Genomic DNA, 14,517 nt, shown 5'->3' on the forward strand with positions numbered 1-14,517 from the left:
AAATACCTACCTTATACTACTTCACACCACTCTAAATCAACCATTCTTCTTCATCTTCTCAAAATTGTAGGGTACTATACTTTTTATCACTCGAAACGTCTCCTCTATTTGCATACGTTTGCTATATAACCTCACTATTTCCGCTCCCTTATATTCATCAGAACTTAAGTTAGTTACCAATATCCAAGGTTCTTTTGCAGCTTTGTTATATGAACCATTTGCTGTTTTACTGCTAGTACGATTCCTGCTAACCTTCTGCACTCGACCCTTAGGGACTTTGCAAGTTGTAACCATTCTGCAGGAATATTTATGAGCTTTGGTTAGCAGAATCGTACCACATTCCATCGTTTTTGAACCAATTGATGGCATGAAATTTTCAACTGATATCCAATCCTCATTCTTAGCTAATTTTAAATCTTTTCCTTGTCGTACCCGACACACCCAACTCCACCCTTGTTTTTCTATTTCCTTAAACCATTCAATATGAAAGCCAGCGTCCATAATCACAATAACCCTTTTTCCATCAGGTATTATACTCTTTAATTTATTTAAAAATTCTACCGTTCTGCCCTTTAATTCACCTTCTTCAAACACATCTTGATACAAAGGTAAACTCATCCCTCTTGTACAAAATTGAGCACTTAGCATTTGTACCATGCGATCATCTTTAAGATAACATAAATCAATCACAACACTGTCATCATTAGAATGCTTGATAAACTCAAATATGAAATATGATAAAGCACTATTAAGGTGGTCCCCTTTGTCTAGACAAAAATTTAGATAAATAGAGATATAATTCACAAAAATTAAATTGTTGTTTTTATACAATATTTTTTTCAAAATATACACATTCTGGAGTTTTATAATCCAAAGCTTGATGCATCCTTTGTCTATTATAAAAGTCCATATATTCGTTAATTGCTGTCTTTGCCTCCTTTACTGTTGTTAAAATAATCCGATAAATTTTTTCCTGTTTTAATGATCGCCAAAAACGTTCAATAAAAATATTATCTAAGGCTCGTCCCTTACCATCCATACTAATCAAGATATTATGTAGCTTTAGCATACTAATAAAATTCTCCGAGGTAAATTGTACTCCTTGATCAGTATTAAATATTTTTGGCATACCATATTTTTCTATAGCGTCTTCAAGGGCTGTTACACAAAATTCACTTTCCAAACTAATGGAGATTCGCCAACTTAGAATATAACGACTATACCAGTCAATAATAGCTACTAAATATACGAACCCTTGGCTCAGTCTTATATACGTTATATCTGCACTCCAAACCTGGTTTGGCAATACTATTTCTAATCCTTTTAGTAAATAAGGATATATTTTATGCGCTTGATTCCTCTTGCTTAAATTTATTTTAGGATAAACAGCTTCAAGACCCATTATCTTGTAGTAACGTCTAACAGCTTTACGACCTACCAAAAAACCTTGGGCTTGTAAATATTTAGCCATCCGCCGCATACCATAATATGGATGCATAGTATAGGTCTCATCAATTATTGCCATAATCTTGATATCTTGTTCACTAATACCAATTGCAATAATTAACGCAGTGGTGTAAAATGGGTTTTTAACTGATAAAGGTACTCAAATGGCTAGGTTAATATTACCACAAGGTTTTCATGGTCATGATTTTATAAAAATGATGAAACATGAGCCGCATGGTCGAAATCGTATACGTTTATTGGCGATGTATCACCTTCAATTAGGCAAATCTTTAAAAGCCATATCTGAAATAGTGAAGTCACACTGGAAAACTGTGCAATCATGGCTCAGAAGATTTAGGAATCATGGTTTTGAAGGATTATTTGAATCACAAAGAAGCGGTGCCCCTAGGAAGATTAACACTATACAAGAGTCTGCTCTTTTTGATAAAATCAATACGCTCAGTGAAAGTAAAACTGGTGGGTATATAACTGGAAAGGAGCTACATATCATGTTACTTGAGAAATATGGTGCTAAATGCGCTTTAAAAACAGTCTACAATACTATGCACCGCCTTGGTTTTAGCTGGATTACTTCTCGTTCAATGCATCCAAAGTCAAATCAAGAGACTCAAAATACATATAAAAAAACTTCCCAGACATGTTAACAAAATTATTACCAAAAAATATCGATAGATGTAAAGTTGATATATGGTCTCAGGATGAAACTCGAGTTGGGCAACAAGGTAGCTTAACTCGTATATGGGCTAAGCGTGGCACTAGACCCCGTAAAGTTCGGCAACAGCAATTCATTTCAACATATATTTATGGAGCTGCTTGCCATGATACAGGAGAAGCTTTTGCATTAATTTTACCATATGCAAACACACAGGCAATGAATAAATTCTTAGAAGAGCTTTCTCGCAGTATTCAAGGCAACCGACATATAGCTTTACTAACGGATAATGCAGGTTGGCACACAGCCAAAAAACTAACTGTGCCAAGCAATATCACTTTGATACCGCTTCCGCCCTATGCACCGGAACTTAATGCAATGGAACAAGTTTGGGAATGGATCAAAAATCATTTCTTGTCTAACCAATGTTATGGTGTATATGAAGATATCGTCACTATGGCTTGTTACGCTTGGAATCAATTTGCTCATAATGTAGATTTAGTAAAATCAATTATGTATAGAGACTGGATAAACACACCGTGTTAATTATTGCAATTGGTATAATACCAGTAGGTTGATAGTAATAGGTTGACCTGCTAATATCCAATAACTTACACTGTTGTACAATTGTTAACTTATTATGATTAGGCTCTATCATATTACACCTAACCTTTAATTCCAAACAATGCAGATTTTTTTTTGAGCCAGTCACACTCAACGCTTAACTGACCAATTTGCTCATATAGATTCTTGATTAACCCCTGCTGATTTGGATCAGCACTCTGTGTTTTATTCTTAAAACCTTGTACTAACAACTCAAGACCTTGTTTTTTCCAGTTACTGATCTGTGTTGCATGAACACCATACTTACTGGTTATCTGGGCTATTGTTAGCTCTCCCTTAATTGCTTCTATGACAATTTTGGCTTTCTCCTCAGCACTACATTGCCTTACTTGTTTTTTCATCTCTAGCTCTCCTTGTTTGCTAAAGAATTCTATCTCATTTTTCTTATTTTTCTGTCCAAAATATTGGAACCATTATACTATCAATTCTTGCTATTTTGCAACAATTTCGTGGGGATACATCAGCTCGCAATGACGCTTTTATGCTGTACCACTTGCTACCATTATACACATTTGTCCGCATTAGCGGCTGTACCAGCTACCATATTTATAATTTCAGGAGCTTTAAACAATATTATAACCCCAGTCACAATAACCAATGCAACTTCCCATTTTAATTGTCCTCTAAGAGTTTGAATTCCTAGTACAACTATAGCAATAACTGCTATACCACGAGCCGTATTTCCACGAAATATTTTAATCATCTTGCACAACGCAGCACCTACAGGATCAGAAGGAGTACCACCATTAGGAGCAGTAGTAGTAACAGTATTAGCAAAAGCATCTGATACTGCAATAATTAGAGCAACGCTGCAAAGAACAAACAGCAAACGCCAGACAAAGTTACTATCAAATTGTTCCAAATATGGTCTATAAACATTCATATTTTACCTCATTAACGAATTATTAGACATGTCGTTGATTCTATATGCTAGCTTTTTACAATTCAAGGATTAATATACGGATAGGGCTAATCTAGGTAAAGAATGGCTGAGAAATAAAGCCTTGCGTGTTGTTTTAGTCGCAATTTTTACAAATTAGTTAATTTAAAAATTCATTTTCCAAGAACATATATAAAAGTGAATAAAAATAACCATACTACATCGACAAAATGCCAGTACCAAGCGGCAAATTCAAAACCTAAATGACCATTGCCTTTAACAAAATCACCTCTTCGTGCTCTATAATAACAAACAGTTAAGAATATAGTGCCAATTATTACATGAACACCATGAAAACCGGTTGCTAAATAAAAATTAGAAGAATAGATACCGTCTTTAAATTTAAAAGTTGCATGATGATATTCGTAAGCTTGCATTAAACTAAAAAATACCCCCAATATTATGGTCAAACCAAGAGCAGTCAGACAATCTTTCTGATTATTTTCCTCAACAGCATAATGTGCCCATGTTACTGTTGTACCAGATAATAAAAGAATCAATGTATTAATAAAAGGAATGTCAAAAGGATCAAATGTTTGAATAGATGCAGGAGGCCATATACCAGGCTTTACTACCCATACACCATCTAGCAATCCTACAGGAAAAAGACTTGCGTTAAAAAAGGATCCAAAAAATGCCACAAAAAACATTATCTCTGACAAGATAAATAATGCCATACCTATCCTTAAGCCAATCCTTACTGGCTCAGTATGATGTTTTCCAATTAATCCCTCTTTAATTACATCCCTCCACCAGGAAGATAAACAAAAAATCACCGAAAGAATACCGACCCCAAAAACATATGTTCCAAATCGATATTGATGCATAAACATTATGCTACCACTAGCTAAAAGCAATAAGGCAAATGCCGTCAGAATTGGCCAAGGGCTGGGATCGACAAGATGGAATGGATGCTGTTTTCCTGGTAAAGAAACAAAACTATTATTTTTAATAGACCCATGTAACATAAATAAAGACTCATAAACAATTTATTGCTTGGTATATTCTATGCTATCTTCTATAAATATCAAGAATAGTCTTCTGGTGCTTAGCGATTCTATAGTGAATTAACTTGAATTAGCAACGTTATAAATCCGATTATATTCAATTCAGGGGAATTTGGGGCTAGGAGCGATGGAGCGACGCCTATAACTCGATAATCAAGTTTTTTTGCAGATTTGAATAAAATATAGGACAATGGTTGTCATCCCTGCTTCAGCGCGGGATCTAAAAATGCCCTGAGGTATTATAGATTCCGCACCGAAGCGGGAATGATGGTATGGACGAGTGAAGCGAAATATGCTTTACTTGTACGGAGTCAGCTGAAAAATAGTTTTCAGCTGCTCCAAATTAAATAATAATTTAATTAATAGGTCCATACCATGATAAATAATAGCATAAAAAATACTATAATAGGAATAGATTTAGCAAAAAATAGTATGCACTTGGTGCAAGTTGATCAAAATGGCAAAAAAATCGGTTATCAAAAAGTTACAAGAGATGAGTTGATAGCCTATTTGCAATCTCGATAAAAGTTCATTGGTAGCTATGGAAGCATGTGGAGGAGCTAATTATTGGTCACAGGAAATTGCTAAGCTTGGTTTGCAAGTCAAACTAATGAAAACAAAAGATGTAAAAGTTTATGCTACATCGAAACAGAAAAATGATTATAACGATGCGTTAGCAATATGCAAAGCGGCTCGTGATCCAGAATTAAAAACTGTGCTGCCAAAAAGCAAAGAGGAACAAGATATAAAATTTTTGCATAAAACTAGAAGTAATACGATCAGAGACCGTGTGCAAAAAACTAATTCTGTAATATCAAGTTTATGTGAATATGGCTATAATACAAAATTAGGTAAAAATAAATTTTGCAAATCATGTAGGTTGGAGGTAGAGTTAGCGTATAGTAAAGGTTATATAAATTCTGGGATACAAGCAATTTTACTTTTAGAATGTGAAGAAATTGAGGATTTGTGTAATACCAATTGCAATAATTAACACGGTGTGTTTATCCAGTCTCTATACATAATTGATTTTACTAAATCTACATTATGAGCAAATTGATTCCAAGCGTAACAAGCCATAGTGACGATATCTTCATATACACCATAACATTGGTTAGACAAGAAATGATTTTTGATCCATTCCCAAACTTGTTCCATTGCATTAAGTTCCGGTGCATAGGGCGGAAGCGGTATCAAAGTGATATTGCTTGGCACAGTTAGTTTTTTGGCTGTGTGCCAACCTGCATTATCCGTTAGTAAAGCTATATGTCGGTTGCCTTGAATACTGCGAGAAAGCTCTTCTAAGAATTTATTCATTGCCTGTGTGTTTGCATATGGTAAAATTAATGCAAAAGCTTCTCCTGTATCATGGCAAGCAGCTCCATAAATATATGTTGAAATGAATTGCTGTTGCCGAACTTTACGGGGTCTAGTGCCACGCTTAGCCCATATACGAGTTAAGCTACCTTGTTGCCCAACTCGAGTTTCATCCTGAGACCATATATCAACTTTACATCTATCGATATTTTTTGGTAATAATTTTGTTAACATGTCTGGGAAGTTTTTTTATATGTATTTTGAGTCTCTTGATTTGACTTTGGATGCATTGAACGAGAAGTAATCCAGCTAAAACCAAGGCGGTGCATAGTATTGTAGACTGTTTTTAAAGCGCATTTAGCACCATATTCCTCAAGTAACATGATATGTAGCTCCTTTCCAGTTATATACCCACCAGTTTTACTTTCACTGAGCGTATTGATTTTATCAAAAAGAGCAGACTCTTGTATAGTGTTAATCTTCCTAGGGGCGCCGCTTCTTTGTGATTCAAATAATCCTTCAAAACCATGATTCCTAAATCTTCTGAGCCATGATTGCACAGTTTTCCAGTGTGACTTCACTATTTCAGATATGGCTTTTAAAGATTTGCCTAATTGAAGGTGATACATCGCCAATAAACGTATACGATTTCGACCATGCGGCTCATGTTTCATCATTTTTATAAAATCATGACCATGAAAACCTTGTGGTAATATTAACCTAGCCATTTGAGTACCTTTATCAGTTAAAAACCCATTTTACACCACTGCGTTAATTATTGCAATTGGTATAACAAAGAGAAAACTTTAGAAAAGCTGATTATCAGCAATAATAAGCAAAGTGAGAAAGCTACTAGGTTGCAGACAATTTTTGGCATTGGAGCAATCAATGCTAGTTGTTTGAGTGTAGCCCCAATGGAAAGTTATCCAACCCCGAGGGATTTTGCTGCTTCGCTTGGTTTGGTACCAAAGCAACATAGCTCAGGAGATAAGATAGTTTTAGGAGGGATTACCAAACAGGGAGATAGATATGCCAGAACTATGTTGATTCAAGCCGCAAGGACAATAGCAATAAGAGCAAAAAGTGGTAAGGAATCGAAAGATAAACTAGTGCAGTGGGCAGTGAAGAAATTTGCTGAAAATAAATCATATAATATTATATGTGTTGGTTTAGCAAATAAGTTAGCAAGGATTGCTTATGCAGTAGTCACCAATGGTAGCGAATATGTTGCAAATTAGTTTAGTTGAGAAAAAAGAAGAAACTATGTCAACTAAATAAAAATTGGTAATTGATAAATATTGCGAGTAAAGAATAGTAACAATAAAGAGAACGAAAGTTAAAGAGTTAATGAATAAGTATTCTGAACAAAATCCGTAAGTATGTCGAGGCTCTAGAAGCCGTGGGAATGAGAGGTTACTCAAGGATATTTATAAGAATGCAGAAACCATTATGGCACTCGATGCCGAATATATGACTGCTTCCTTTGTGGCTCTATTTTTTTATTTTCTTTGTTGACAAATTCACTCGTCCATATATGACAGATTTTGCGTTTAAAGATAGATGTCGTGTTTAAAGATAGATGTCGTGACTCGGATATATTCAAATTTCCTTCAAACAACCTACTATTTATAAGCTCTGCAAAAAACTTGATTATCGAGTTATAGACAACCCCAATTAATACACCATATCAACATAATGTGCCACCTCTGATCCTCTTCCATCACAAGCTATTTCTTCATTATGGTATTCTTGAACACAGCTAATAGCTTCATTAATAATATTATCTTCATGTTCAAACATTGAACTAAAAAATTTAAGAAATTTATTCTGAAAATGACTAAGTTCAGATATATTGATATTTTTAAAATTGCCATCAGCAATTAAAGGCAGGTGAGCAGACAAAGCTTCAAGCTGTGTGTCATTTAATCCTTTTAAGAATACTTGCAGAACATCATATTCTTTGGGTGATAATTTCATCAAGCCTTCTTTTAAAGACTCAGCTTGCTTCTCAGTTAAGTTTATCGCTAATTTTGCTTCAAATTCTTCTGATATTACGTGAGTATTAACAGTATCCTTATCTTGTCCTTTTTTGTCAATATTATCGCTCTTTTTATCCTCGCTAAGAACACTAGACTCCTCAACACTTTGTGCATCATGAAGTTTTAAGCTTTCCTCTCTAGCTTGAACATTCTTAACCAATGTTGTGCATAGTTTTTCGATCAATTCTTTATTATCTTCTACATATTTCTCAGCAGCCTTTTTTAATTTAGCCATATTTGCTGGTTTAGAATTATCTAATTTCGTAGACCCTTTTGGTACAGGAAGTAAAAATTCTGTAAATTGCCCATCTTCTGCTAAGTCTCGTTTAACTTCTGCTGTAGCAGCGTCTTGAGCAGCTTTCATTATGTCACCCACTAGCCCATTAACCATCTGAGGTAATAGACCATCAAGGTGAGGTGGTAGAGGATCTTTTTTTTCATTGGGTGATTTAAAGTTAAGGGCAACAAGCGTCATATCATCTAACAGTTCTCTTTGTTGATCACGATTTAACCCACTTTTAAGATATTTTATAGCTTCTGCCGCTGGACGATTATAACCTACCCCCCCATCAACAAGAACACGACTTACACCGTTCTCATCGTCAAGCTTCACACTTTTAAAATAGCTAGGAGCTGCTGTAGTAGCGAGGATTACATCTTTTGCTTTAACACCAGGAGCATTATGACTATCAAAAATCTTAATAGATTCTTTTGCATTTAAGTCAAAAGTCGTTATAAGAACACGACCTAGAAGATCCTCAAGCTTCATATCACCTAAATATTTGTCCAATAGTGCCTTAAGAGGTTTTTGGCTATATTTATGACTAAATATTTGCCCCATTTTTCCTACATGATACCAGTGTTGAGGGAAAATATCAGTGGTAGTATTTTCAAATAGTTCTAAAGCTTCTGCCGCTGAAAAACGCGGTTCTGTTGATCCAGGTTCTTTAGGGATTGCTAATAAGACTGCAATTAATCCACCAACACTAGTACCAGTAGAAGTTTGAAACATTTTAGATACAGGTATACCCATTTGGCTTTCCATTTCTGCAAGCATCTCCAACTGCATAATTCCCTTGACCCCACCACCTGAGAGAGCAAGCATCGTGCCTACAGAATTCGTAAAGGAAGGCAAATGATTCTCTGCCTCTTTGGTTATAAAACTTTTTTTAACCATAAAATAACTCCATATTTACATAGATTACTACATTTCGCTTAATTTATAGTAATGATTTTACAAAAAAAGATCAAGCAATAGATGCAATAAGTTGCTAATTATTAGATAAAAATTAATTATATAGTAACAATTATGTTACTATATAATTAAATAGTTATCGCAGGCAGCCTCCTAGTGTTTATTATAATAGTCTTAATAAAAAATCTATCTTTAAACGTAAAATTTGTCATATATGGACGAGTGAATTTGCCAACAAAGAAAATAAAAAAAATAGAGCCACAAAGGAAGCGGTCATATATTCGGCATCGAGTGCCATAATGGTTTCTGCATTCTTATAAATATCCTTGAGTGACCTCTCATTCCCACGGCTTCTAGAGCCTCGACATAATTACGGATTTTATTCAGAATACTTATTCATTAACTCTTTAACTCAATGATAGGTAAGCCACTAGTTTGACTAGTGAGACCATCAAGGCTTGGCCTTTAGATTTAGTATAAAATAAAAAGTTATCATATATAACTTCTTTGGCTTGACGGTCAAAGGAGAAAATATATGACAACATACGAAAGTTTAAATCATTCTAAATGGGATTGCAAATATCATATTGTGTTTATTCCAAAGTGTCGTAAAAAAGAATTGTACGGGAAGGTTAGAAAATATCTTGGGAACGTATTCCATGAGTTAGCTTTTCAACGTGGGAGCAAGATCATAGAGGGGCATATGGTACAAGATCATGTGCATATGCTCATCAAGATTCCTCCTAAATATTCTGTAGCTGAAGTAATAGGCTATATCAAGGGGAAAAGTGCTATAGCCGTTGCTAGGCAGTTTGGTGGACGAAAACGTAATTTTAATGGAGAAAAGTTGTGGGCTAGAGGTTATGCGGTCTCAACTGTAGGATTTGAAGAGAATCAGATCAAACACTACATTAAGAATCAAGAGCAACTTGATAGTTTAGGCTCTGACGAATCAGGAGAATTTTAATTAACAATGGCAGCCCTTTGGGCTGCTCATAACCGTCAAGCCCCTCGCTTTGCGAGGGCGTTCTGACTTTCGTTCTCTTTATTGTTACTATTCTTTACTCGCAATATTTATCAATTACCAATTTTTATTTAGTTGACATAGTTTCTTCTTTTTTCTCAACTAAACTAATTTGCAACATATTCGCTACCATTGGTGACTACTGCATAAGCAATCCTTGCTAACTTATTTGCTAAACCAACACATATAATATTATATGATTTATTTTCAGCAAATTTCTTCACTGCCCACTGCACGCACTAGTTTATCTTTCGATTCCTTACCACTTTTTGCTCTTATTGCTATTGTCCTTGCGGCTTGAATCAACATAGTTCTGGCATATCTATCTCCCTGTTTGGTAATCCCTCCTAAAACTATCTTACCTCCTGAGCTATGTTGCTTTGGTACCAAACCAAGCGAAGCAGCAAAATCCCTCGGGGTTGGATAACTTTCCATTGGGGCTACACTCAAACAACTAGCATTGATTGCTCCAATGCCAAAAATTGTCTGCAACCTAGTAGCTTTCTCACTTTGCTTATTATTGCTGATAATCAGCTTTTCTAAAGTTTTCTCTTTGTCACATAAATCCTCAATTTCTTTACATTCTAAAAGTAAAATTGACCGTATCCCAGAATTTATATAACCTTTACTATACGCTAACTCTACCTCCAGCCTACATGATTTGCAAAATTTATTGTCCCAAAATTTGGTTAAAACCTCCGGCTTCAGCCGGAAAAGACTTCAGTCCTTGTTCTAAAATATTTCAATTTACTAATGTTATCATATATATTATTCTCTGAATAGAGAATAATATATATGACTGATTATAGTAAGTCTAGCCACACCGTATTTTACCACCGCTTCCATATCGTTTGGATTACTAAGTATCGATACAAAGTACTCACAGGTAACCTCAGGATTAGAATTAGAGAAATTATTGCTCAGGTAGCAGAATATCTTGGTATCAAAATCATCAATGGAATATTATCTGCCGATCATGTCCATATTATGGCTGAAATTCCACCTCATATATCCATTAGTCAGTTTGTTAAAGCAGCTAAAGGACGTTCATCATATAAAATTCAGCAAGAATTTCCTGAAATTAGAAAAACTTACTGGGGACGCCACTTTTGGGCTAGGGGCTTCTTTAGCTCAACCAGTGGTAATGTCACTGATGATATAATCAATAACTACATTAACAATCATTCAGATGCACATCAGCCTAATAATGTAATGAATATCTCTTTAGAGTAAATCCGTGACTTCTAGTCGCAACTTCAACCTACCAGCTTCAGCTGGTTAGTTATTGAGTTTTACTTAATTTTGTATTATAGCCATATTCACATAAACTTGATATTGTAGAATTAGTTTTTTGCACACGATCTCTGATCGTATTACTTCTAATTTTATGCAAAAATTTTATATCTTGTTCCTCTTTACTTTTTGGCAGCACAGTTTTTAATTCTGGATCACGAGCCGCTTTGCATATTGCTAACGCATCGTTATAATCATTTTTCTGTTTCGATGTCGCATAAACTTTTACATCTTTTGTTTTCATTAGTTTGACTTGCAAACCAAGCTTAGCAATTTCCTGTGACCAATAATTAGCTCCTCCACATGCTTCCATAGCTACCAATGAACTTTTATCGAGATTGCTTAAATAGGCTATTAACTCATCTCTTGTAACTTTTTGATAACCTATTTTTTTGCCATTTTGATCGACTTGCACCAAGTGCATACTATTTTTTGCTAAATCTATTCCTATTATAGTATTTTTTATGCTATTATTTATCATGGTATGGACCTATTAATTAAATTATTATTTAATTTGGAGCAGCTGAAAACTATTTTTCAGCTGACTCCGTACCAGTAAAGCATATTTCGCTTCACTCGTCCATACCATCATTCCCGCTTCGGTGCGGAATCTATAATACCTCAGGGTATTTTTAGATCCCGCACTGAAGCAGGGATGACAACCATGATCCTATATTTTATTCAAATCTGCAAAAAAACTTGATTATCGAGTATATAGTCAATTGATGAGAAGTTGGGGACGTTGTCACTCATCGCTCGCCTATTACTTATAGGCATCGCTCCTAGCCCCAAATTCTCCTGAATTGACTATACTTGCTCCCGCCAAAATCTTTCAATACAAAATATTTTTTAAAAATTTTCATTTTTTTCTATTTTACTTCTTAGTGGTAGCCTATTTGTGTATTATAATATTCCTTAAATATAAAATATCTTACTAATTATGGTGCAATTTGTTACCTTATCAGGTCTTTCAGAATATGAAGATACGGTAAAATTAATGGAAGATAAGGTTGCCAGTTTAATCAATAAATCCTCGAAAGAGGTTGTTTATTTAGTTGAGTATAAGGATGTCTATACTGCAGGTACTAGTTTTAAGGCAAATGAATTGCTATATCCTGGAGATATACCAGTAATTTATACTAATAGGGGAGGAAAATTTACCTACCATGGTAGCGGACAAAGAGTTATATATCCTATTGTTGATTTAGCATCAGAATGGGGACAAAAAGATTTAAAGCTATATATTAAATTATTGGAGGAATGGATTATAAATAGCCTGTTATATTTTGGGATCAAAGCTTTTACTATTAATGGTATGGTAGGAATATGGGTAAAAGAAAACGGTGTACCGGCAAAGATTGCCTCAATAGGCGTTAGGGTTAGAAAATGGATTGCATATCATGGTATTGCTGTAAATATTTCAACAAATCTTGATATGTTCTCCGGAATTATTGCTTGTGGGTTAAGGGATGTGCCGGTAACCTCGTTAAAGAAACTTGGTGTTGATATAACGTTAGAGCAATTTGATGAAGTTATTAAGGATAAATTTTTTGAGATTCTAGATAGAAAATGAAAATATTAAGTGTACTATTATGAGTTCAATTTATCATATACTCGATAAGATTCCTACTATCTATCCTGAAGATATGCAGATAGAATATGAACAATTAGCTCAGCAATTAATCAAATCGGGTAAACTTAGAATAGATACAGATAATAGCTGCAATTTTGCAAGGTTCTCTGATCCAAAATTCAATATTAGTTTGATGGTAAGTAAAGAGGAAATAACAGAACCAAATTTAATTGAACAAACTAATCAGTTATTTAGGTCTTTATATAAATCTTCTATATCCGATAAAAAATTGGCATCGATTTATACAGATTTGAAAAAACAAATTCAAAAATTACAGCCAGTTAACCCATTAGTTACTGAAAGATTAACAAGGATTTTTGTTCAGTCAGCCCATCCTATAGTTATTAGGTGGTTACTGCATGATCAGGTTCAAGTATTTATTACTTACTCCCATAATATTGGCGATATGATGGATATAGTTGATTGGCAACGTTCTGGCTCCAATAGTGGTATGCAAAGTACTGACGGTAAGAATGTTGCAATCTTTGTGTCCTGTGGTGGTAATCCATTTGCTGAAAATGATAAAAATCATCCAACTTATGGTGATGGATGGGCAGCGGTTGCTAGATTACAAATTATAGCTGGACAAGAGCTTGGGCATTTTGCCGATATTAAAAGAGATGAGAGTGGTCGTCAAATAAGTCGTCATTCAGCAAATTTCTCTGGAACAAAAGCAACGCCTCATGTAAAACAGGCGAGGAAGGATGATATTACTAATTGTAATAAATTATTAGCTAATCTTCTCTCGATGGGGATGAGGCAAATGATTAATTATGAAGAGAAGGTAGAATTTTATAATAAGAACAAGGTTCATGGCATAAGGGTTTATTGGGCAAGATTACTTGCATTGATCTATAGACAGAAATTTTTATTTTCCGTTAATAGAAGAAAACTACTCTTTATTAATAGATTCGCAAAAGAACAATATATGGGGCTGATGATTAGAGCTATGATCGAAGATATGAAGTTTAATTTGGCACCAGTCGCAGATGTTTATAAGAGTAGCGACTCTGAAGTCGAAGAAACAATTGCATGTGTCGAAGCTCTAGCCAGAGTACCTCAACAGGTTATGAAATGGGGATATTTAACAACTATGGAAACAATGAAAGGATTATATAAAGTATATTACTATGAAGTTATACCCTCTTTAATTTCTAATTATGTATCAATGACTAAACAAAGCTACAAACGTGATATGTCAAAGCCGCGATCTCTAGCTAATTTTCTTCATAAAATAAACATATTTAGAGAAAAAAAGTTAATATTTAAACAAATCAGGGAGATATAATGGAATAGTTAGAGTCTGTCCTATAGTTTGTGTAAGTT

General features: G+C 34.5%; 21 protein-coding genes. 9 read left to right on the top strand and 12 right to left on the bottom strand.

Annotated features, from left to right (window positions below):
* Positions 1–36 precede the first annotated feature (36 nt).
* Positions 37–804: a transposase gene (locus tag NBW66_RS05665; protein ID WP_250311982.1), complete on the bottom strand. Its 768-nt coding sequence runs from the start codon at positions 802–804 to the stop codon at positions 37–39.
* Positions 805–823: 19 nt separating this feature from the next.
* Complete coding sequence (locus NBW66_RS05670) at positions 824–1,564, bottom strand: IS3 family transposase (protein ID WP_348539316.1); 741 nt, start codon at positions 1,562–1,564, stop codon at positions 824–826.
* 46 nt (positions 1,565–1,610) lie between these two features.
* Between NBW66_RS05670 and NBW66_RS05675 the strand changes: the two genes are divergently transcribed.
* The gene (locus NBW66_RS05675) at positions 1,611–2,111 is read left to right on the top strand and encodes a helix-turn-helix domain-containing protein (protein WP_250310651.1); all 501 of its coding nucleotides are present in this window, start codon (positions 1,611–1,613) and stop codon (positions 2,109–2,111) included.
* Positions 2,105–2,665: an IS630 family transposase gene (locus NBW66_RS05680; RefSeq protein ID WP_250310543.1), complete on the top strand. Its 561-nt coding sequence runs from the start codon at positions 2,105–2,107 to the stop codon at positions 2,663–2,665. The genes NBW66_RS05675 and NBW66_RS05680 overlap by 7 nt, the downstream gene beginning before the upstream one ends.
* Here the strand turns inward: NBW66_RS05680 and NBW66_RS05685 are convergent.
* The 4 genes from NBW66_RS05685 to NBW66_RS05700 all read right to left on the bottom strand — a co-directional run bounded on the left by NBW66_RS05685 (position 2,631) and on the right by NBW66_RS05700 (position 4,651).
* A complete protein-coding gene (locus NBW66_RS05685) occupies positions 2,631–2,777 on the bottom strand; it encodes a hypothetical protein (protein ID WP_250310688.1) in 147 nt (48 codons plus the stop codon). The two genes, NBW66_RS05680 and NBW66_RS05685, sit on opposite strands and share 35 nt — an antisense overlap.
* A 7-nt stretch (positions 2,778–2,784) precedes the next feature.
* Positions 2,785–3,084, bottom strand: coding sequence for a helix-turn-helix domain-containing protein (locus NBW66_RS05690; protein WP_250310689.1), 300 nt, complete (start codon positions 3,082–3,084; stop codon positions 2,785–2,787).
* A 161-nt stretch (positions 3,085–3,245) separates the two neighbouring features.
* The gene (locus NBW66_RS05695; RefSeq protein ID WP_250311984.1) at positions 3,246–3,626 is read right to left on the bottom strand and encodes a TrbC/VirB2 family type IV secretion system protein; all 381 of its coding nucleotides are present in this window, start codon (positions 3,624–3,626) and stop codon (positions 3,246–3,248) included.
* Positions 3,627–3,796: 170 nt separating this feature from the next.
* Positions 3,797–4,651: a cytochrome c oxidase subunit 3 gene (locus tag NBW66_RS05700; protein ID WP_250311985.1), complete on the bottom strand. Its 855-nt coding sequence runs from the start codon at positions 4,649–4,651 to the stop codon at positions 3,797–3,799.
* A gap of 414 nt (positions 4,652–5,065) precedes the next feature.
* On the opposite strand from NBW66_RS05700, the gene NBW66_RS05705 reads away from it, so the two are divergent.
* A complete protein-coding gene (locus NBW66_RS05705; RefSeq protein WP_250311986.1) occupies positions 5,066–5,215 on the top strand; it encodes a hypothetical protein in 150 nt (49 codons plus the stop codon).
* 16 nt (positions 5,216–5,231) lie between these two features.
* Positions 5,232–5,684: an IS110 family transposase gene (locus NBW66_RS05710; protein WP_250312271.1), complete on the top strand. Its 453-nt coding sequence runs from the start codon at positions 5,232–5,234 to the stop codon at positions 5,682–5,684.
* Here the strand turns inward: NBW66_RS05710 and NBW66_RS05715 are convergent.
* Positions 5,681–6,241 (bottom strand): IS630 family transposase, encoded by a 561-nt coding sequence (locus NBW66_RS05715; protein ID WP_250310543.1) that lies wholly within the window; start codon positions 6,239–6,241, stop codon positions 5,681–5,683. The genes NBW66_RS05710 and NBW66_RS05715 overlap by 4 nt on opposite strands.
* Positions 6,235–6,735 carry a helix-turn-helix domain-containing protein gene (locus NBW66_RS05720; protein ID WP_250310542.1) on the bottom strand — a complete coding sequence of 167 codons (501 nt, stop codon included), beginning with the start codon at positions 6,733–6,735 and terminating at the stop codon, positions 6,235–6,237. Before NBW66_RS05720 ends, NBW66_RS05715 begins: the two co-directional genes overlap by 7 nt.
* Before the next feature lie 129 nt (positions 6,736–6,864).
* Here NBW66_RS05720 and NBW66_RS05725 point away from each other — a divergent pair, with 129 nt between their 5' ends.
* Positions 6,865–7,245, top strand: a complete 381-nt coding sequence (locus tag NBW66_RS05725) for a transposase (protein WP_250311987.1) — start codon at positions 6,865–6,867, stop codon at positions 7,243–7,245.
* A gap of 436 nt (positions 7,246–7,681) precedes the next feature.
* Here NBW66_RS05725 and NBW66_RS05730 read toward each other — a convergent pair whose 3' ends face one another.
* On the bottom strand, positions 7,682–9,223 hold the full coding sequence (locus NBW66_RS05730; RefSeq protein ID WP_250311988.1) for a patatin-like phospholipase family protein: 1,542 nt from the start codon (positions 9,221–9,223) through the stop codon (positions 7,682–7,684).
* A gap of 553 nt (positions 9,224–9,776) precedes the next feature.
* Here NBW66_RS05730 and tnpA (NBW66_RS05735) point away from each other — a divergent pair.
* On the top strand, positions 9,777–10,208 hold the full coding sequence (tnpA, locus tag NBW66_RS05735) for an IS200/IS605 family transposase (RefSeq protein WP_250310729.1): 432 nt from the start codon (positions 9,777–9,779) through the stop codon (positions 10,206–10,208).
* Between the two features lie 164 nt (positions 10,209–10,372).
* Here tnpA (NBW66_RS05735) and NBW66_RS14480 read toward each other — a convergent pair whose 3' ends face one another.
* Complete coding sequence (locus tag NBW66_RS14480) at positions 10,373–10,501, bottom strand: hypothetical protein (protein WP_284346674.1); 129 nt, start codon at positions 10,499–10,501, stop codon at positions 10,373–10,375.
* Complete coding sequence (locus NBW66_RS05740) at positions 10,473–10,757, bottom strand: transposase (RefSeq protein WP_410525821.1); 285 nt, start codon at positions 10,755–10,757, stop codon at positions 10,473–10,475. Before NBW66_RS05740 ends, NBW66_RS14480 begins: the two co-directional genes overlap by 29 nt.
* 303 nt (positions 10,758–11,060) lie before the next feature.
* Here NBW66_RS05740 and tnpA (NBW66_RS05745) point away from each other — a divergent pair, with 303 nt between their 5' ends.
* Positions 11,061–11,498 carry an IS200/IS605 family transposase gene (gene tnpA, locus NBW66_RS05745; protein ID WP_250310592.1) on the top strand — a complete coding sequence of 146 codons (438 nt, stop codon included), beginning with the start codon at positions 11,061–11,063 and terminating at the stop codon, positions 11,496–11,498.
* Between the two features lie 49 nt (positions 11,499–11,547).
* On the opposite strand, the gene NBW66_RS05750 is transcribed toward tnpA (NBW66_RS05745), so the two are convergent.
* Complete coding sequence (locus NBW66_RS05750) at positions 11,548–12,039, bottom strand: IS110 family transposase (RefSeq protein WP_250311989.1); 492 nt, start codon at positions 12,037–12,039, stop codon at positions 11,548–11,550.
* A gap of 459 nt (positions 12,040–12,498) precedes the next feature.
* Here NBW66_RS05750 and lipB point away from each other — a divergent pair, with 459 nt between their 5' ends.
* Together lipB and NBW66_RS05760 are read left to right on the top strand one after the other, a co-directional pair.
* Positions 12,499–13,131 (top strand): lipoyl(octanoyl) transferase LipB, encoded by a 633-nt coding sequence (gene lipB / locus NBW66_RS05755; protein ID WP_250311990.1) that lies wholly within the window; start codon positions 12,499–12,501, stop codon positions 13,129–13,131.
* Between the two features lie 19 nt (positions 13,132–13,150).
* Entirely contained in the window at positions 13,151–14,479 is a 1,329-nt protein-coding gene (locus tag NBW66_RS05760) for a DUF2748 family protein (protein WP_250311991.1), read from the top strand.
* Positions 14,480–14,517 lie beyond the last annotated feature (38 nt).

It is taken from the genome of Rickettsia endosymbiont of Oedothorax gibbosus (genome assembly GCF_936269705.1).
GTDB lineage: Bacteria > Pseudomonadota > Alphaproteobacteria > Rickettsiales > Rickettsiaceae > Tisiphia.